Source organism: Salinicola halophyticus (assembly GCF_003206695.1).
GTDB classification, from domain to species: Bacteria; Pseudomonadota; Gammaproteobacteria; order Pseudomonadales; family Halomonadaceae; genus Salinicola; species Salinicola halophyticus.
Map to the genome: position 1 here is coordinate 606999 of NZ_PZJN01000006.1, position 18434 is coordinate 625432.

The 18434-nt window shown below is 63.9% G+C and carries 15 protein-coding genes; 9 read left to right on the plus strand and 6 right to left on the minus strand.

From position 1 onward, the window contains the following. Positions 1 to 95 precede the first annotated feature (95 nt). Both DOM58_RS10610 and dprA read left to right on the plus strand, forming a co-directional pair. Entirely contained in the window at positions 96 to 1313 is a 1218-nt protein-coding gene (locus DOM58_RS10610; RefSeq protein WP_110692797.1) for a LysM peptidoglycan-binding domain-containing protein, read from the plus strand. Positions 1314 to 1362: 49 nt separating this feature from the next. Then, positions 1363 to 2535 (plus strand): DNA-processing protein DprA, encoded by a 1173-nt coding sequence (dprA, locus tag DOM58_RS10615; protein ID WP_110692798.1) that lies wholly within the window; start codon positions 1363 to 1365, stop codon positions 2533 to 2535. Between the two features lie 85 nt (positions 2536 to 2620). On the opposite strand, the gene DOM58_RS10620 is transcribed toward dprA, so the two are convergent. Next, positions 2621 to 3460, minus strand: coding sequence for a 5'-nucleotidase, lipoprotein e(P4) family (locus DOM58_RS10620; protein ID WP_110692799.1), 840 nt, complete (start codon positions 3458 to 3460; stop codon positions 2621 to 2623). Positions 3461 to 3813: 353 nt separating this feature from the next. Here DOM58_RS10620 and tsaC point away from each other — a divergent pair, with 353 nt between their 5' ends. The 3 genes from tsaC (at position 3814) to aroE (ending at position 6185) form a co-directional block, all read left to right on the plus strand. Continuing rightward, positions 3814 to 4365 carry an L-threonylcarbamoyladenylate synthase type 1 TsaC gene (gene tsaC, locus DOM58_RS10625; RefSeq protein ID WP_110692800.1) on the plus strand — a complete coding sequence of 184 codons (552 nt, stop codon included), beginning with the start codon at positions 3814 to 3816 and terminating at the stop codon, positions 4363 to 4365. A gap of 78 nt (positions 4366 to 4443) precedes the next feature. Next, complete coding sequence (gene hemF / locus DOM58_RS10630) at positions 4444 to 5376, plus strand: oxygen-dependent coproporphyrinogen oxidase (protein WP_110692801.1); 933 nt, start codon at positions 4444 to 4446, stop codon at positions 5374 to 5376. After that, on the plus strand, positions 5373 to 6185 hold the full coding sequence (aroE, locus tag DOM58_RS10635; RefSeq protein ID WP_110692802.1) for a shikimate dehydrogenase: 813 nt from the start codon (positions 5373 to 5375) through the stop codon (positions 6183 to 6185). Before hemF ends, aroE begins: the two co-directional genes overlap by 4 nt. Positions 6186 to 6496: 311 nt before the next feature. Here the strand turns inward: aroE and DOM58_RS10640 are convergent, their stop codons facing one another. Together DOM58_RS10640 and DOM58_RS10645 are read right to left on the minus strand one after the other, a co-directional pair. After that, entirely contained in the window at positions 6497 to 7360 is an 864-nt protein-coding gene (locus DOM58_RS10640) for a M48 family metallopeptidase (protein WP_110692803.1), read from the minus strand. A gap of 93 nt (positions 7361 to 7453) precedes the next feature. Continuing rightward, positions 7454 to 8119, minus strand: a complete 666-nt coding sequence (locus tag DOM58_RS10645; protein ID WP_110692804.1) for a hypothetical protein — start codon at positions 8117 to 8119, stop codon at positions 7454 to 7456. 324 nt (positions 8120 to 8443) lie between these two features. On the opposite strand from DOM58_RS10645, the gene DOM58_RS10650 reads away from it, so the two are divergent. From DOM58_RS10650 to DOM58_RS10665, 4 genes are all read left to right on the plus strand, one after another. Next, on the plus strand, positions 8444 to 9316 hold the full coding sequence (locus tag DOM58_RS10650) for an ATP-binding protein (protein ID WP_075562646.1): 873 nt from the start codon (positions 8444 to 8446) through the stop codon (positions 9314 to 9316). A 72-nt stretch (positions 9317 to 9388) separates the two neighbouring features. Next, on the plus strand, positions 9389 to 12940 hold the full coding sequence (locus DOM58_RS10655; protein WP_110692805.1) for an ATP-binding protein: 3552 nt from the start codon (positions 9389 to 9391) through the stop codon (positions 12938 to 12940). Positions 12941 to 12947: 7 nt separating this feature from the next. Then, positions 12948 to 13334, plus strand: a complete 387-nt coding sequence (locus DOM58_RS10660) for a response regulator (protein WP_110692806.1) — start codon at positions 12948 to 12950, stop codon at positions 13332 to 13334. Beyond that, entirely contained in the window at positions 13327 to 14955 is a 1629-nt protein-coding gene (locus DOM58_RS10665; protein ID WP_110692807.1) for a diguanylate cyclase, read from the plus strand. The genes DOM58_RS10660 and DOM58_RS10665 overlap by 8 nt, the downstream gene beginning before the upstream one ends. A gap of 29 nt (positions 14956 to 14984) precedes the next feature. On the opposite strand, the gene der is transcribed toward DOM58_RS10665, so the two are convergent. The 3 genes from der to DOM58_RS10680 all read right to left on the minus strand — a co-directional run bounded on the left by der (position 14985) and on the right by DOM58_RS10680 (position 18399). Next, complete coding sequence (gene der / locus DOM58_RS10670) at positions 14985 to 16388, minus strand: ribosome biogenesis GTPase Der (RefSeq protein ID WP_075562642.1); 1404 nt, start codon at positions 16386 to 16388, stop codon at positions 14985 to 14987. A gap of 188 nt (positions 16389 to 16576) precedes the next feature. Further along, positions 16577 to 17743 carry an outer membrane protein assembly factor BamB gene (gene bamB / locus DOM58_RS10675; RefSeq protein ID WP_075562641.1) on the minus strand — a complete coding sequence of 389 codons (1167 nt, stop codon included), beginning with the start codon at positions 17741 to 17743 and terminating at the stop codon, positions 16577 to 16579. Next, a complete protein-coding gene (locus DOM58_RS10680) occupies positions 17740 to 18399 on the minus strand; it encodes a YfgM family protein (RefSeq protein WP_075562640.1) in 660 nt (219 codons plus the stop codon). The genes bamB and DOM58_RS10680 overlap by 4 nt, the downstream gene beginning before the upstream one ends. Between the last annotated feature and the right edge of the window lie 35 nt (positions 18400 to 18434).

The following is an 18434-nucleotide window of genomic DNA, read 5'->3' on the forward strand; positions in this document are numbered from 1 at the left end:
CTCAAGTCCGCCTGGCTCTCATCCTCAAGTCCGCCTGTCGGGAGCCGATCTATACGGGAAGACGTCGGCGTTCACCTCGGGGGAAGACTAAAGCAATGATCAGTGTGCAGGGTTGGTGGGCGCGTCGTTGCCGCTCGGCGGCGGGGCGTTGGCTGCTGGTCGCGGCTCTGGGTATGGGGGCGCTGCCGACATCGTTCTGGGCAGCGTCAGTCCAGGCTGATTCATCGGGGGCCCAGGCTGATTCGCTGACGCTCAGGGCAGACGCCCCGGCCAGCTACACGGTTCGTGAAGGCGATACGCTGTGGGGCATCGCCGCGCGCTTTCTCGACGCGCCGTGGCAGTGGCAGCAGCTATGGCAGCGTAATCCCCAGTTGGTTTCGCCGCGGAAGCTCTATCCCGGAGACGTGATCCATCTGGAGGCGAGCGCAGGCGCGCCGCGTCTTTCCCTCGAGCGAGGGCGCGGGCAACCGGTTCGGCTTTCCCCCGGTGTGCGCCGGGCGCCGACGCGTGACGCGGTGCCCGGATTGCCGCTGGATCGAATCAAGGTCTTTCTCGACGCCTACCAGATCATCGATCCCGATGTTCTCGACGACGCGCCGACGGTCGTCGCCGGTCAGGCTCAGCGGCTGCTGAGTGGTGCCGGCGATAAGCTATATGCCCATGGTGATCTGCCAGCGGCGGGGGCCACGCTGGGTGTGTATCGGCCGGGGACGGATTACCGCATGCCGTTGCCGACCGGCCAGTCTCGGCAAGCCGCCCAGCAGGCAACGGACCAGACGACGCCCGGTCAAGAAACATTGGAAATGACATCCGTTGGCCTGGAGCTTCAGCGGCTCGGCCACGTAAAGGTAATTCGCAACGTCGGCGACGTCGGCGAGCTCCAGGTGCTGGATGCGGTGCAGGAGATCCGTAACGGCGACTATCTGCTGGCCCTCGACGAAGGCGGTATTGCCACCGAATTCCTGCCGCGCGCGCCGGAGACGCCGGTGGTGGCAACGATTCTGTCGGTGCCGGACGGCGTCCGGTTCATTGGTCGCAACGATGTCGTAGCGATCGACCGCGGCCGCGCGGATGGCCTCGAGACGGGCCACGTGCTGCAGGTCATGCGCCAGGGCGAAAAGGTCCGTGACGACGTGCGTGACGCCTGGGTGACGCTGCCGGATACCGAAGCGGGGGCGGTGATGGTGTTTCGTGTTTTCGATCACCTCAGTTACGCCCTGGTGATGCGCGCTTCTCAGGCGCTGGCGGTGGGCGATCGGCTGGTGGTGCCGCGGGATCTGCGTGAAACGGTGGCGAGCGGAGGGGCTTTTTGATCGGCGCAGCCATGAACCGGCTCGACTCCGGCAGCGACGGGTGTCGGTCATGACGCTGGGGATTCGCGACTGGCTGGCGCTGGATGCGCTACCCGGACTGGGTCCGGCCAGATTGGCGCCGCTGATGCGCCGCTGGCGCGAGGAGGACGATCTGCACTGGCCCCAGGGCTGGCTGGCGGCGCTGCCCGCGACTCTGGCCCAGCCGTTGCGGCTGTGGCTGGAACATCCGGCGCGCAGCCCGCTTACGGCTTCGGTCGACGCCGCGATCGCCTGGGAAGCCGAAGATCCCCGCCATCATCTGCTGCATCCCGGTCATCCGGCGTGGCCGGATCTGCTCGATCAGCTGCCGGACCCGCCGAGCGTTGTCTGGGCCAAGGGCGATCTCGATGTGCTGGCTCGCCCGGCCATGGCGATCGTGGGTACCCGGCGACCCACCCGGGAAGGTCAGGACAACGCGATGCGCTTCGCCCGAGATCTGGTCGAAAGAGGCTACTGCATCGTTAGCGGCATGGCGCTGGGAATCGACGGCGCCGCGCAGCGAGCGGCATTGCAGGCGGGCGGCGCGACCATCGGCGTGCTCGGCTGCGGGGTGGACGTGATCTATCCGCCGCGCCACGCTTTCCTCTACCGGGAACTGCTGGCAGGGCAGGGACTGCTGCTCTCCGAACATCCGCCGGACACGCGGGCGCATCCGCGCTTCTTTCCCCGTCGCAACCGCCTGATTACCGGTCTTGCCCAGGGCGTGCTGGTGGTGGAAGCGGCGGAAAAGAGCGGTTCGCTGGTCAGCGCCAGGCTGGCGCTGGAGCAGGACCGGGAAGTCTTCGCCATACCCGGATCGATTCACAACCCGCAGTCGACGGGCTGCCTGCGCCTGATTCGTCAGGGCGGAGCGGCGCTGGTGCGCGATATCGACGACATGCTCGCCGACCTGGCGCCGTGGCAGCTGCCTGTTTCCGCCCCGACGACGGGCCGCGAGGAGAATCAGCGAATCGCGGGGGATCGCTCGCAGCCGTCCACGGCAAGCCGCTCGGCGCCGAACGTTGCGCCCGTCGCACCCGACTCGCCGCTGTTGGCAGCGCTCACCGACGCGCCGACGCCGGTAGACCTGTTGGTCGAGCTCACCGGACAGTCGGTGGCCGAGCTCCAGCTGGGCCTGCTCGAGCTCGAACTCGACGGCTGGGTTGCGCAGACCACCGGCGGCTGGGTCAGGCGAGGGCGCTAAGAGCGACCCTTATCTCGGCCATCTTCGACACGGAATTCTTGCCGTCAGGCGCGAATGCCGCCTGTTGGGCTATCAGGTTCCTGGGCTATTGGGTCGCTGGCCCGCCCCACACTTCCAGATGGTTGCGCCGCGCGCGCGACTTCTCCTCGTCGCTCAGGCTCCAGTCGCCGCCATAGATCGCTTCTTCCCAGGCGCCATAGGCCGGGTTGGGCAGCACGATGTAGCGGCTGCCGAAGGCGTCGGCCTGCGCATTGACGGCAGCTCGTCGCGCTGCGGCGGTCTCGCGATCGAAGCCGGCGGAAAAGTCTCCCAGGTTGTCCCCCATCAGCAGCACGACCCAGTGCGACTGTGCCACCCGTTGGCGGCGTGGCGTCTTGTCGCTGGCATCGGTGCGCGGCAGGAAATGCTCGCTGTCGGCATCGGGGAAGCCGACCTGACGCAGGTTGCGAAGCGTCGCGTCGGACTCGTTCTCGCGGCGGTTGGTGACGTAGAAGACCTCGACCCCGCGGGAGGCGGCGTAGTCCAGAAATGCCTTGGCACCGGGCATCGGCACCGCGCTGGCCTTCTCCACCCACTGATGCCAGCTGTCGCTGGCGTAGTTCTCGTCGTTGGCAATCAACCACGCCTCGTAGGCCGCGTTGTCGAGAACGGTCTCGTCGACGTCAACGATGATCGCCGGTGGACGCTGCTGATCGTTACCCGGGGCGGAGAGCGCGCGATCCAGGTTCATCCGGGCGAGATTGAAGGCCTGATGGCTGAGTGCGGCGTACTCTCCCGAAGACTGCATCCACACCGTCGCCATCACCAGTTCGTCGGAAAGCGACGTCGACTGGCTCGGCGGTTGTGCGGGTTGCTGGGCGCAGGCGGTCAGCCCGCCGGCCAGCGCCAGCGAGACCAGGGATAGAGAGAGTGAAGATCGGGGCATCGTCGGTTTCCTTGTCGGTTGTCTGTCGAGGGCCGGTCACTGTCTGTCGAAGTCGGTGAGTGTCTGCGAGGGTCGGTCGTTGTCTGGCGATGAGCCTACGACGAGTCAATATGGCTGGCGATCCGAGCATTCGCCAGCTGTGGATCGGCAGGCGGGTGAGGGCGGGTGCGACGTCGAGGTGCGGCCCGAGCCCATGCCGACATGCTAGAATTTGCGCCACGCTCGGTGCCCTTGTTTCACTTCAGGTTCCGGTACCGGCTGTCGCGCAGATATTCATGTCGTGCAGATGCTCGTAACGCGCAGCTTTTCGTGACGCATAGCTTTTCGTGAATAGAGATCAAAACGAGGGAAGGATGAGGCAAGAGTATGCGGCAGCGGTCGCGGCGCTCCAGCGCGGCGGGATCATCGCCTATCCCACCGAAGGCGTCTGGGGGCTTGGCTGCGATCCGGACAACGAGCGGGCATTGGCCGCGTTGATCGCGCTCAAGGGTCGCGCCAGTGAAAAAGGACTGATCCTGATCGCCGGTGACATCCGCCAGCTCTCGACCTGGCTCGAGGGCATCGACGACGCGGCGATGGCCCGGCTGATCGCGACCTGGCCCGGCCCCAACACCTGGTTGGTGCCCGATAACGGCCGTGCCTCGCCGCTGCTCCGTGGCAAGCATTCCACCCTGGCGGTACGCGTCAGCGATCACCCGCTGGTGCAGACGCTGTGTGCCGCCTGGGGCGGACCGCTGGTGTCGACGTCCGCCAATCGTGCCGGTGAGCCGGCGGCGATGAGCGCCGAGCAGGTGCGCGAGACGTTCGGCACGGCGCTGGACGGCATCGTCGACGGACCGTTGGGCGGACGCGATCGGCCGAGTACCATTCGCGATCTGATGAGCAACCGTACCCTGCGCGCCTGAGGGCCCGAGCGGCTGGCAGCGAGACTGCCCGATTTACACTCTGAACTCATATTTTCCGGACCCGAAGGAACGACGACCGTGGCACATCCTCATCTCGAACGCGTCAAGGAATACCTGCTCACGTTCCAGGACCGGCTCAGCGACGCGCTGACTGCCCTCGACGGCGGCGGGCGCTTTCACGAGGAAACCTGGGATCGCCCCGAGGGCGGCGGCGGTCGTTCGCGGGTGATCGAAGAGGGCGCGCTGTTCGAGAAAGGCGGGGTCAATTTCTCGCATGTCTACGGCGAGAAACTGCCGCCCTCGGCAAGTGCGGCACGCCCCGAGCTGGCGGGGCGCAGTTTCCATGCCGTCGGCGTCTCCTGGGTACTGCATCCGCGTAATCCGCACGTGCCCACCGTTCACGGCAACATCCGTTTCTTCATCGCCGACAAGGCCGGAGAGGAACCCGTGTGGTGGTTCGGCGGGGGCTACGACCTGACGCCTTACTACCCTTATCTCGAAGACGTTCAGCATTGGCATCGTGTCGCCAAGGCGGCCTGCGATCCCTTCGGCGATGACGTCTATCCGCGCTTCAAGGCCTGGTGCGACGAGTACTTCTTTCTCAAGCATCGCAACGAGACGCGCGGCATCGGCGGGCTGTTCTTCGACGATCTCAACGAATGGCCGTTCGAGGAGTGCTTTGCTTTCCAGCGCTCGGTCGGCGAGAGCTTTCTCGAGGCGTTCGAGCCGATCGCCCGGCGTCGTCGCGAGGTGCCTTTCGGCGAGCACGAGCGGGAATTCCAGTCCTACCGCCGCGGGCGTTACGTCGAATTCAATCTGGTGTGGGACCGCGGCACTTTGTTCGGCCTGCAGAGTGGCGGACGTACCGAATCGATTCTGATGTCGATGCCACCGCTGGCGCGCTGGAAGTATCAGTGGACCCCGCAGGCCGGCACCGAGGAGGCGCGTCTGCAGGCGTTCCTCGAACCCCGCGACTGGCTATCCGCAACCGAGGAACCCCAACCGTCATGACCGACCGTTACGCCGTTTTCGGCAACCCCATTGGCCATTCGAAATCACCGCGTATCCACCGGGCGTTCGCCGAGCAGACCGCGCAATCGCTGCGCTACGACGCCATCGAAGCGCCTGAGATCGACTTCGCGGGGGCCTGGCAGGCGTTCGTCGATGCCGGCGGCCGCGGCGCCAATGTCACGGTGCCGTTTAAGCAGGACGCTTATGCACTGGCGCAGGTGCTGTCACCGCGAGCGCAGTTGGCCGGTGCCGTGAATACGCTGATGGTGGGGCGCGATGGCCAGATCTACGGCGATACCACCGACGGTGTCGGGCTGGTCCGCGACCTGCAGGCCCACGCCGCTCCGCTCGAGGGGGCGCGTGTGCTGTTGCTCGGCGCCGGTGGCGCCTCCCGTGGGGTGATCGAACCGCTGCTGGAGGCCGGTATCGCTTCGCTGACTATCGCCAACCGTACGGTGGCCAAGGCGGAGGAACTGGCGCTGCTGTTCGCCGCCAAGGGTGAGGTGGCCGGCTGCGGATTCGATGTCGTCGAGGGGCCGTTCGATCTGGTCATCAACGCGACCAGTGCCAGTCTGGCCGGCGATCTGCCGCCGTTACCCGACGAGACGTTCGCCGCGGAAGGCCTGGCTTACGACATGATGTATGCCGCCGAGCCGACGGTATTTCTACGTTGGGCGGCCGAGCACGGCGCGCGCACCGTCGACGGGCTCGGCATGCTGATCGAGCAGGCGGCGGAGTCGTTCTGGCTGTGGCGTCAGGTGCGTCCGGATACCGCACCGCTGCGGGAGCTGCTGAGGCGGGAGCTGTAAGCGCTCGTAGGCGGAGAGGCCGGCAAAGCCTGTAAGTCGAACTTGCCATCCCCTGACGTCTTCATGACGGTGCTGACAGTTGGAGCGCTGAGACGGGTCTGGCGACAGGGATGTCGCCAGAGGCGCGTCGGCACAGGGATGTGCTTACGCGCCGACCCGGGAGCAGCGCTCCAGCGGTCAGGGTTTCGCCGTCATGCGACGTCAAGAAAGGGGAGCGCGAGGGGATCCCCCTCGCATTCACGAGCAACAGGGCGGTTGACGCCACGTCAGTGGTAACTCGAACACCTTCGAATATGTTGCCCTGATCCCAATCAAGCCTTGCAGTTGGGCCGCTTGCCATCGGCCTTTGCTTGCTCATAGCGCGGTTCGGCTTCGCTGAGCCGGTCATGCAGGGCTTCCATGCGCTGGGCGTTGCTGGGGTGGGTCGACATCCAGGCAGGCTGTTCGCCCTGGCTTTCGGCCGACATGTTCTGCCATAGCTGAATACTCGAGCTGGGGTCGAAGCCGGCGTCGGCCATCAGGTCGAGACCGACCAGATCGGCCTCCGACTCCTGTTTGCGCGAGAACGGCAGGATCACGCCGTACTGGGCGCCCGCGCCCAACAGCCCCATGACCTGCTCGCCGCCGGCGCCCTGGAGGCCGGCCACCGACTGCAGTACCGACAACCCGCTCTGTGTCGCGGCCTGAGTGGAGACGCGCTCATTGGCGTGGTGCGCCAGCACGTGCCCGACTTCGTGGCCGATGACCGCAGCCAGCTGATCCTGATTGGTGGCGACGTCGAGCAGCCCGGTGTTGACGCCGATATAACCTCCCGGCAAGGCGAAGGCGTTGGCGGTATCGTCCTTGAACACCTTGACTTCCCAATTGGAAATTCCGGCGCTGTCGGGGACGGCCGCAGTGATCGCCTTGGCCACGCACTGGACGTAGGTCGCCTGCGCGCCGCCGACCGTGGGCAGTTCCTGTTCGTACTGGGAAAAGCTCTGCTTGCCCATCTGGGAAAGCTCGTCATCGGAGTAGAACGCCAGCTGGTTGCGGCCCATCGGCGAGGTGCTGCACGCACTCAGCAGTGCGGCGACGCCGAGCGCGCCGATCAGCCGCGAGGACGGTCTTTTCGATGCGAGGGTCGATGCTAGGGGCGATGTGAGGCGCGATGCGAAAGTCTTCGAATCTTCCATGAGTATCTCCGGAGCTGCCTGAAGCTCTGTCGTCATGACGGTTTGTCGGGACGGATTATCGATCCGCTCAAGATACCCGGCCTGGCGGGGTGGTCAACCCGGCGCGTTCTCTCTCGCGTCCTCGCTTGCGTTTCCGGGTGCGCTCTCCGGCGGGTCACCTGGCGATATCGTTGGCGGCTCGCCGACATCCAGCGTCAATGTCGGGGCGGTGACGATGCCACCGAGGGCGGCCGGCAGCGTCGGCGTCAACGACAGCCGGCTGCCCGGCGGCAGTTCCCCCGTAGCGCTGAGTCGACGCGCCAGCGCCAGCAGCGACGAGACGCGTTCGGCTTTCGAACTCATCTCGTCGAGCCCGGTCGGTTCGAGCGCAACCGGCAGCATCACGGTGGTTGGCTCACCGCCTTGCAGTTGAACGGGCTCGTCGACCTCGCCGGTGACAGGCTCTGCGCCGGGCACCTGCAGCTGCCAATCGAAGCCCTGAAGTGCGATCGAGGGCGCGCTTGCCGGCAGCATCATCGCCAGCGGCAGGTCGATATTCACCGGTAGCCCGGCCAGCGCCAGCCCGGAACTCAGCAGCGAGAGCTCGTCGATATCTTCCAGCCCGGGGGAAAAGTGATAGTTACCGATCCGCACGTTTTCCACGCCCATCGACGACAGCGCGATTCGGCCCAGCATCAAGCCGACCTGAGGCAGTGCCAGGCAGCCGCCGAGCAAAGCCACCAGCGTCAGAGCCAAAAACGGACGGCAACGAGAGAGCATCGTTTTTCCAGGCAGTAATCAGGTGGGGGAGTGGTTGGAAAATGCGGTGAAAACGGCGATTCCATCAAGCAGGGCTCGCCTCGGGGCCGGGCAGACAAGGTTGGCCGTCACCGCCCATGACTGGACCCGTGGAATCAACCGGCACAAGATACGCTGTTTCCGGCATTCTGCAATCGTCTGTCACGTCGATCGTCATCGTCGGTATCTCGTCGGTAGCGTGGCGCTGCCAGTCTGCTCTGTTTGGCGCATTTTTGCGTTGTTATCCGGGACGTTTCCATCTTCAGCCGAGACGTTCCAATTTTCAAATGGTAGGGAGAATCGAAGATGTATGGGGATCTTGCGCTACGGGTGAGCCGCCTGCTGGATCGTGTCGAAAGCTGGCTGCCGGAGCAGCCGGCAGCCGTGGACTGGAGCCGTGATATCGCGGCGCTGTGGCAATCTCACCCTCTCGGCGGGCAGCTGGTCGCCGTATCGCCACGCGACGGCGTGACGCTGGATGATCTGATCGGCGTCGAACGGCAGAAGCACGCCCTGCTGGAGAATACCCGTGCCTTTCTCCAGGGTTACCCTGCCAACCATGCCTTGCTCTGGGGCGCTCGAGGCAGCGGCAAGTCGTCGATGGTCCGCGCCTTGCTCAATACCCTGGCGGGGGAAGGGTTGCGCCTGATTCAGGTCGACCGCCACGATCTGGTGGCATTGCCGATCCTGGTCCAGCGGTTACGCGATCGCTCGGAGCGTTTCGTCGTCTATTGCGACGACCTCTCGTTCGAGGGCAGCGACGATGCCTACAAGGCATTGAAAAGCGTGCTCGATGGCACCCTCACCGGCCCGCCGGACAACGTGCTGCTCTACGCGACATCGAACCGACGCCATCTGTTGCCGGAATCCATGGCCGACAATCAGCAGACGCATCTGGTCGAGGGCGAGCTGCATCACGGCGACGCGGTGGAAGAGAAAATTTCGCTGTCGGACCGGTTTGGCCTGTGGCTCGCCTTTCACCCGTTCGGCCAACAGGCCTATCTCGAGACCTGTGAACACTGGGTCGCGCACCTGGGCGGGGAGTCTGCCTGGAACGAGGCGGCTCGCGCCGAAGCCGTGCGCTACGCCACCCTGCGGGGCGTGCGCAGTGGCCGCGCCGCCTGGCAATTTGCCTGTCAGTGGGTCGGATCGCAGTCTATTCGACGCGCCACGGAATAAAAGATTACGGTACTCTCATGAAAAAGCATGAGCCAAGCTCAGCTCATCAAGGCTTCATGAGGGGAAAAACGGGTGAAAGTCTCTCGCTTACCGATATGGCTGATTCTGCTGGGCAGTGCCTTGCTGACGCTTTTTTTCGGCTGGATGCTACTGCAGGCGTTGTACAACGACCGCGAAGCTTTTTCCCGAGACCTTGATTTTCAGTCTCAGGAGCAGGGGATCACCATCAATGCCTCTCGAGCGGGACTCGAACGTCGCGTTCAGGTGCTGGCCACCACTCTTGTCGCCAATCCGGTGGTCAGAGGGATCATGGCGCAGGCTGTGACGCCGCTCCCACCGGGTCGACTTCGAGCGATCCGAGCCCGGCTGCGCGAGAACCTCGTCCCCTATTGGGAGGCGCTGGAGGCGGGCAACGCTCTGGAGCTTAATCTCTTCCTGCCCGGTGACACCGACGCGGATCCCTTCTTGAGCCTGCAGTCGAATGGCGCGTCCCAAGCATCCGGGGGCAGTGACTACCTGCTGCGACAGAGCCTGGAAACACGGGAGGCGGTTTACGGCATCGAGTTCGACGGCTCGCGCGCCACCACGGCTGGCGTTGCCCCCATCTTCGCCCCCGAGGATGAGAAAAACGATGTGCTCGTCGGACTGCTGGAGGTGGAATTCGCCGTCGTGCCCAACGTCGATAAGCTTTCCGCGCAGTTGGAAAGTGGTGTCGCGATTCTTGCTCCTCAAGGCGATGGCACCTCGCCCGGGTGGCAAGTCGCCAACCGATCGGACGAATTAATCGATGGCTGGGTGTCGCGACATCAGCTTCCGGTCGTTCACGACCAGGCGAATTGGACCGTGGTCGAGGGGGAGGGTGGACACGGCTATCTATTGACGCTGGTCCCGTTGAGTCAATCCGGCGACGAAAGCTCGCGAGCGGTTGCGGCGGTCGCGGTCTGGAAAGACATTACGACTCAACTTGAGCATCGCGATGCGCTGATCGTCAACACTTGGCTGCGTTGGGGAGTGGCCTGGCTTATTGCCGAAGCCTGCCTGCTGTTGTTGCTATGGGGCACGCGTCGTGTGACCCGGGACACCATGCTTCGTCATCAAAAGCGACTCGAGGGGCAGAAGTCGACGCTCGAGTCTCTCAATCAGCGTCTCGAGGCGCAGAAAGATACGTTGCAGACGCTCAACGACATCGCTGCCTTTCAAGAGACTTCTTTTCAGCGTCTGGTGGAAAAGGCGCTGCAGGAGGGCGCTGAACACTTGGGTATGCCGTTCGCCGTCGCCAATCGCATCGAAGGCGAGGATTATCTGATTCAAGCTGCCTACTCCATCGATCAGCGATTCGAGCCGGGGCAGCATCTGAAAACCAGTGATACATTCTGCGAGCTGACCATGGCCAGCGCCGATGTCGTCGCTTTTTCCGACGCCGATGCCGATGGTTTCTCGGAGCATCGGTGTCGGTTGCGCTATGAGCTCAAGAGCTACATTGGTGCGCCCATCTGGGTGCATGGCAAGCGCTATGGCGCGCTGGCGTTTAGTAGTGACCAAGTGTATCCGCGACAATTCAATGAGGTTGACGAGGAGTTCGTGCGCCTACTGGCACGCTGGATTGGCGCCACACTAATGCGCTGGAAGGATGTCGAGGCGCGAGAAGAATTGAGCAAGCGGTTGCGCAAGATTGCCTCACAGACGCCAGGTTTGATTTACCAATACCGTCAAGATTCGGCAGGGCGGTCGTCGTTCCCCTATGCCAGTGAAGCGATCAAGACGTTCTATGGGATCACGCCCGAGGAGGCCGCCGAGGATGCTTCTCATGTCTTCGAGCGAGTACATGAAGATGATGCAGAGCGTCTGGCGATTTCCGTCAGCGAGTCCGAGCGTAATTTGACTCCCTGGAATTGCGAGTACCGGGTGAGACAGGACAATGGAGAATTTATCTGGCTCGCCGGACAGTCGATTCCCGAGCGTGAGGACGATGGCGGAACGATATGGCATGGTTTTTTGCATGACGTGACTGCACGCAAACGCGACGAGCGCTTGAAAGGAGAGTTCATTTCGACGGTCAGTCATGAGCTGCGCACGCCGTTGACCTCGATCTCCGGTGCGCTGGGGTTAATTCAAGGCGGTGTCTTGGGCACGCCGCCGGATGCTATGCGGAGCATGCTGACGACCGCGCATAATAACTCCCAGCGTCTGATCCTGTTGATCAACGACCTTCTCGACATGGAAAAGCTGGTGGCGGGCAAGATGTCGTTCCAGATGCAGGACCAGGCGCTGATGCCCCTGATCGATCAGGCAGTCGAGGCCAACCAGGGCTATGCGGATCAGTTTCATACCCACTACGTGATTACCAGGCGCCTCGATCGAGCGATGGTCAACGTCGATGCGATGCGCCTTCAGCAGGTCTTGAGCAACCTGCTCTCCAACGCCGCCAAATTTTCGCCGCCGGAGACGCAGGTCGACATTCTGGTCGAGCCGATCGCCGATCGGGTGCGCGTCAGTGTCATCGATCACGGGCCGGGGATTCCGGTCGAATTCCACGAGCGTATCTTTCAGAAATTCTCCCAGGCCGACGCCTCCACCACCCGCAAGCAGGGCGGCACCGGGCTGGGGCTTGCCATCACTCGCGAGCTCGTCGAGCGCATGCGCGGGTCGATCAACTTCTTCTCGGAAGAGGGCCATGGCGCCTGCTTCTTCTTCGAGCTGCCATGCGTGGAGCCGGCCTCGACCCCAGTAGGTGTCCTGGAGGGCGTCGGGGAAGGCGTCGACGGATCGCGACGGCATCCCGATGAGAAGGCGCTGGCAAGCACGGACGAGACGGTCGCCGCCGGTTCTCGACTGCTGATCGTCGAAGACGACCACGATACGGCAATGCTGTTGGCAACGCTGGTAAGGCATTGGGGCTATCAGGCCGAAATCGCCCACACCATGAGCGAGGCGTTGAAATGGCTGGAACGGCGCAGTTTCGACGCTCTCACACTCGATCTGATGCTGCCCGACGGCAACGGCCTGACCCTGCTGCGCCAGCTGCGGGAACAGCCGCAGACGCGCGATCTACCCGTGCTGGTGGTATCGGCGAAGGCGGAAGAGGGCCAGCTCGAGATCGGCGGTCGGATGGCTGCCGTAGACTGGCTGGCCAAGCCCTTCAACGAGAAGCGCCTCGCCGGCGCGCTGCACAGCTCATTGAGTCTGCGTCCGCAACACGAGCGGATTCTCCATGTCGAAAGCGATGCCGGACTCTCCCAGCGCGTTGCCGGACAGATCGCCCCCAGCATGACGCTAGATGTGGCGCGTTCACTGCAGGAGGCTCGCTACCTGCTCGACAGTCACGACTATGGCTTGATCTCGCTGGATCTGACCGCGCCCCAGGGGCCCGGCTGGGAGATCATTCCGATACTGAGCCAGCTCGCCAGACAGCCGGCCGTCATCATCCTGTCGGAGGAGGCCCTGGCGCCGACGCTGCTAGGCCGCGTCAAAACGGCGATTGCCAGACCGGGGCTCTCCGCAGAGGCATTGATGGACGCCTTCGACCGTCAGCTCAATGCCACCAGGACGCTTTCGAATGACGATCCCGAGGGCGTTTCCCAGAGCGATTCCCAGAACGATAAAGAGGAAGACCAGAAGGAATGAGGTTGATATGAAACCCCTTCAACGTATTTTGCACGTCGAGGACGATATCTCGATTCAGGAAGTGGCCAAGGTGGCACTCGAAATCGTGGGCGGCTTCGAGGTCACCAGTTGCGACGACGGACAGTCAGCGCTATCGCGAGCCGACGCCTGGCAGCCGGATCTGATTCTGCTGGACGTGATGATGCCAGGCATCGACGGTCCCACGACGCTGGGCAAACTCCGTGAACAGCCCTCGACGCAGGCGATTCCGGTGGTGTTCATGACGGCCAAGGTCCAGCCCAGCGAGATCGAGCACTATCGTGCCATCGGTGCCCTGGACGTGGTGATCAAACCCTTCGATCCCATGACGCTGGCCGAACAGCTGCGTCGCATCTGGGAGCAGCATCATGTCTGATATCGATGTTCAGGCGCGTCTGGCCGCGCTGCGCGAGCAGTACAGCCGGCGTTTGATCGATGACTTGCAGACGTTGATGGCGCAGTCGCGGGAGATGAGTGCGCGGCAAAGCGGCGTCGATTTCGCCGCGCTCGACGTGCTGCGCCAGGGGCTGCATCGCATCGCCGGTTCGGCGGGCAGTTTCGGCTATACGGCGTTGAGTCGCGATGCGCGCGAGATGGAAATCTGGCTGCAGACGGCTCTCGAGAACACCAATCCGCCAACGCCACCGATGCTGACGGCGCTGCATGACCGGCTGCAGGATTGCTATCGCGCGCTGGAAAGCCCGCCGCTTTCGGAAGTCGACGAGCCACAGGGTAGCTATTATCTAGCCAGCGGCGACCGGGCGATACGCGTGGCGGTGCTGGCGGACGGCGATACCGAGACTCTCATCCAGTCGTTGAGCGGTTTCGGCTATGAATGTCGGCAGCTGTCGGGGGCTCTCGATCCTCATCGAACCTGGTCCTCGTGGCATCCGGATATCGCCATCGTCGATACCGCCAAGGTGGCGGAGGAGATCTGGAAGCCCGCCATGGAGGCCGTGCCTGAGGCGGCATTGATAATGCTGAGCGCCGAGAGCGGCTTCGAAGCGCGGCTGAATGCCGTCCGTCACGGTGCCCAGGGATTCTTCACCCATCCGGTGGATGTACCTTCGCTGGAGCATCGCCTGCGCCATCTGGTCAACCTGCCGCAGCAGGATCCCTACCGGGTATTGATCGTCGACGACGATATCGAACTGGCCGAGCATTTTCGGCTGACGCTGAAGATGGCCGGCATCGAATCGCGAGTGATCAGCGACCCCCAGGACGTGCTGCGGGGTCTGCGCGATTTCGTGCCCGATCTGGTGCTGATCGATATCAACATGCCGGGTTGCTCCGGCCCGGAGCTGGCGCGGATCATTCGTTTCGACGACGACTGGCTGAAGATTCCGCTGGTCTACCTGTCGGCGGAGTCGGATGCCCATCGTCAGGCCCAGGCGCTCGCCCTGGCGGGGGATGACTTCCTGGTCAAGCCGATTGCCGACGTGGCGCTGGTCGCCGCGGTGACCGCGCGGGCGCAGCGTTCCCGGCAACTGAGCCTGGCGCTGGCTCGCGACGGCCTCACCGGCCTGATCAAGCACCCGGCGATCAAGGAGCTGATCGAGCTCGAGATGGCCCGCGGCCAGCGTACCGATACCGCGGCGTGCGTGGTGATGATCGATATCGATCGTTTCAAGTCGATCAACGATACCTACGGTCATGGCACCGGTGACTACGTCATTCGGCTGCTGGCCAATCTGCTACGCCAGCGTCTGCGGCGCGTCGATCACGTCGGGCGTTATGGCGGGGAGGAGTTCGTCGCGGTGCTACCGTCGTGCTCGCTGGAAAACGCCCGTGAGGCCATCGAGCGCATTCGCGTCAGCTTTTCGCAATTGGAATGCGTGGCCGCGACGGAGACCTTCCATGCCACGTTCAGCGCCGGGGTGGCGAGCACCCATGAATGGTCGGATGCCGAAACGCTGCTGGAGGCGGCCGACAGGGCGATGTACGAGGCCAAGCAGGGCGGACGCGATCAGACCCGGATCGCCGTTCCGCCGCGGTGAGAGGTGAAACGTGAGCGACGAGGGTCGTCTCAGCGCCGGTTCTTGCGCGCTTCGCGACTGCGGCCCAGTTCACGTTTCTTGGCCTTCTCACGGTCGCTAGCGCCAGCGTCGGTATCGTAGGGGTTGTCGCCGGAACGGAATTCGAACCGAATCGGCGTGCCCCGCACCTTCAGTACCTTGCGGAAGGTGTTGGTCAGATAGCGCTTGTAGGCTTCCTGCAGCGATGACGTCTGGTTGCCGTGGACGACGATGATCGGCGGATTGCTGCCGCCCTGGTGCGCCATGCGCAGCTTGATGCGGCGGCCATTGATCATCGGTGGCTGATGCTCGCTGACGGCGTCCTGCAGGATGGTGGTCAGACGATTGGTCGACCAGTGGCTGTTGGCGCTGTCGAAGGCCTTGTCGACCGACTTGTAGAGATCGCCAACGCCGGTGCCATGCAGCGCCGAGATGAAATGGAGCTCGGCGTAGTCGGCGAATCCCAGGCGGCGCTTGATATCGGAGCGCATCTTGTCCCGCGCCTCGCTCTCCAGGCCATCCCACTTGTTGACCGCCAGCACTAGCGCGCGGCCGCTGCTGAGGACATAGTCGAGCAGATGCATGTCCTGTTCCACCAGGCCGGTGCGCGCGTCCAGGACCATGATCGCGACGTGGCACTCCTTGATCGCCTCCAGCGTCTTGACGATCGAGAACTTCTCGGCGATCAGGCTGACGTTCTTGCGTCGCCGGACACCGGCGGTGTCCACCAGCACGTAGGGCTTGCCGCGGCGCTCGAACGGAATTTCGATCGAGTCGCGAGTGGTCCCCGCTTCGTCGAACACCACCACGCGATCTTCGCCCAGCATGCGGTTGACCAGCGTCGACTTGCCGACGTTGGGCCGGCCGATGACGCCGATATGGATGCCGGGGTGGTAGCCGGCCGGGCCCGCGTTGGGGTCGCGCTCGGGGAAGGGCGCCAGCACCTCGTCGATCAGGGTGGTGACGTTACGCCCGTGAGAGGCCGCAATCGGGTGGGGATCGCCCAGGCCCAGCGCCCAGAACTCGGCCATCGCGGCGTGTTCTTCCAGACCGTCGGTCTTGTTCACCACCAGCCAGGTCTTCTTCTGGTTGACGCGCAGATGGTTGGCGATCGCCTGGTCGGCGGGCATCAGGCCGGCACGCCCGTCGACCATGAACAGCACGATATCGGCGTCGTCGATGGCGGTGAGCGATTGCTCCGCCATCGCCGCGTCGATGCCGTGTTCGTCGCCACTGATGCCGCCGGTATCGATCACGGTGTAAGTCTTGTCGCCGAGTTGCCCGCTACCGTATTTGCGGTCGCGGGTCAGGCCGGGGTAATCGGCCACCAGCGCGTCGCGCGTACGTGTCAGGCGGTTGAAAAGCGTCGACTTGCCGACGTTGGGTCGGCCAACCAGGGCGATAACGGGGTTCATGGCGATTCGCAAAAGGGCGGTGACAAGATGGACGATCAGCGGGAGGGGTCGGAGAACCCGGTGCGATCGATGCTAATAACCGGGCATTATAGCATGTGACGAGCGTGAAATCCGAATCAGGGGATCCGGTTCGCTACAACGCAATCGGCCCCGCATAGGCGGGGCCGATAGAGGGCTTTCGGGTACGATCAGTTGCGATCGGAAAGCGTCTCGAGGTCGTAGGCTGCCAGCGTGCCGTCGTTGCTCAGCGCGTAGATGCGCCGATCACCGGTCAGCAATGGCAGTGTCAGGCCGTCGCCGCCAAGTTCTTCGCGGCCGCTCATCTCTCCGGTCGAGGCGTCGATGAGGTGGATGTAGCCTTCGTAGTCGCCCACGGCGATGTTGCCGTCGACGAACGCGGGCGCGGTCAGCGAGCGACCCTCGAGCGTGTCGGAATCCCACATCACGCGGCCGGTATCGGCCTCGATGGCGATAACGTGGCTGGCGGCATTAACCGTGAACAGGTAATTCCCCACCACCAGCGGCGTCAGGTAGCTGGACTCTTCATGCTCCCACAGTACCTTGCCCGATGTGGCTTCCAACGCCAGCAGGCGACCGTTGTAGCTGGTCACGAACAGGCGGCCGTCCTGGGTCAGCACCGGCTGGCCGTCGAGATCGACGAGCTGATCGACTTCGGTACGTCCCTTGGGTACGGCGACGCGCATGTCCCATAGCGGCTGGCCGCTGCGATTGTCCAGCGTCACCAGGCGACCGTTGGCAAACCCGGCGAACGACACCGGTTCGATGACGCGGGGCGCGCCGGTGCCGCGCAGCGTCAACGCCGGCTGCGAGCTCGAATAGACCCACTTCTCGCTGCCGTCGAGACGGTCGAGGGCCGTCACCGCACCGTCGACACTCTGCACCACGACGAGCTCGCTGTTGACCTGCGGTGCGGCCAGCACTTCGCTGGAAACACGCGACTTCCAGTCGACGCTGCCGTCATCGCGGCTCACGGCCAGGACTTCACCATTGCGCGTACCGATATAGAGATGGGTGCTGTCGGCGCCGATTCCGCTGGAGATCGGCGTGCCAAGCTCGACGTCCCACTCGGTCTCGCCGTCGTCGGTACCGATGGCACGAAGATCCCCGGTCTCGTCGACCGCATAGATCGTGCCGTTGTCGACGATCGGCGTGAGCGGGTAGCGGGCGCGGCCCAGGCCCTCGCCGATGCCCTGATCCCAGCGCTCGTCGAGGCTGACCTTGGGTGTGAAGTCCTGAAGCGGCTTGGGCGGATACTGCGGCTCGACGCTACCGGCACAGCCGGCCAGCAGCGTGGCGGTCAACCCCAGAGGCAGAAGTAGGTGGGTCAATTTCATTGGGTAGCGTCCTCCGCACCGAGATCGTCTAGCTTGAGCTGCAGGCCATAGATGGTCTGGTCGGCATCCTGCGCCAGACTTTGTGCCTGCTGATAGGCCTTGCGCGCGTCATCGGGACGCTCGAGCGCCAGATAGGCGTCGCCGAGCACGTTCTGGCGCTGCGCTTCGAGCGGGCCGGGCACGGCATCTTCGAGGGTCTCGAGCGCCTGACTCGGGTCGTCGCCGGCGATCTGCAGGCGCGCCAGGTCGATTCGAGCCAGGCCCTGCATATAGGGGCGGTCGCTGTCGTCGACGACATCGTTGAGCGCCTCGCGGGCGCGATCGGTGTCGTCGGCATTGACGGCGATCTTGGCTTCCAGCAGGCCGGCCAGATCGGCATACAGCGTATCGCCGTGATCGCTCTGCAAGCCGTCGGCAAGGTCGAAAGCCTGCTTGCGGGCATTGTCGTCGAGCGTATCGCTGCTGGCGATGGCGATCAGCTGCTGATAGCTGTTGGAGGCTTCGGCAGACTGGCCTTCCTGATGGCGCTGCCACGCCTGCCAGCCAAAGACGCCGGCGGCGGCGATGACAATGCCGACCAGCAGGGCGCTACCGTTGGATTTCCACCATTCCTTGATCGCGTCCAGCTGCTCTTCTTCGGTCCTAAGCTCCGCCACGGGCGGTCTCCTTAATTCGTTCCAAAACGGCTATG

What these genes read in the sequence shown, in the direction of transcription:
- DOM58_RS10610 (WP_110692797.1), top strand. Translation starts at nt 96, where the DNA reads ATGATCAGTGTGCAGGGTTGGTGGGCGCGTCGTTGCCGCTCGGCGGCG.
- dprA (WP_110692798.1), top strand. Translation starts at nt 1,363, where the DNA reads ATGACGCTGGGGATTCGCGACTGGCTGGCGCTGGATGCGCTACCCGGA.
- DOM58_RS10620 (WP_110692799.1), bottom strand. Translation starts at nt 3,460, where the DNA reads ATGCCCCGATCTTCACTCTCTCTATCCCTGGTCTCGCTGGCGCTGGCC.
- tsaC (WP_110692800.1), top strand. Translation starts at nt 3,814, where the DNA reads ATGAGGCAAGAGTATGCGGCAGCGGTCGCGGCGCTCCAGCGCGGCGGG.
- aroE (WP_110692802.1), top strand. Translation starts at nt 5,373, where the DNA reads ATGACCGACCGTTACGCCGTTTTCGGCAACCCCATTGGCCATTCGAAA.
- DOM58_RS10640 (WP_110692803.1), bottom strand. Translation starts at nt 7,360, where the DNA reads ATGGAAGATTCGAAGACTTTCGCATCGCGCCTCACATCGCCCCTAGCA.
- DOM58_RS10645 (WP_110692804.1), bottom strand. Translation starts at nt 8,119, where the DNA reads ATGCTCTCTCGTTGCCGTCCGTTTTTGGCTCTGACGCTGGTGGCTTTG.
- DOM58_RS10650 (WP_075562646.1), top strand. Translation starts at nt 8,444, where the DNA reads ATGTATGGGGATCTTGCGCTACGGGTGAGCCGCCTGCTGGATCGTGTC.
- DOM58_RS10660 (WP_110692806.1), top strand. Translation starts at nt 12,948, where the DNA reads ATGAAACCCCTTCAACGTATTTTGCACGTCGAGGACGATATCTCGATT.
- DOM58_RS10665 (WP_110692807.1), top strand. Translation starts at nt 13,327, where the DNA reads ATGTCTGATATCGATGTTCAGGCGCGTCTGGCCGCGCTGCGCGAGCAG.
- der (WP_075562642.1), bottom strand. Translation starts at nt 16,388, where the DNA reads ATGAACCCCGTTATCGCCCTGGTTGGCCGACCCAACGTCGGCAAGTCG.
- bamB (WP_075562641.1), bottom strand. Translation starts at nt 17,743, where the DNA reads ATGAAATTGACCCACCTACTTCTGCCTCTGGGGTTGACCGCCACGCTG.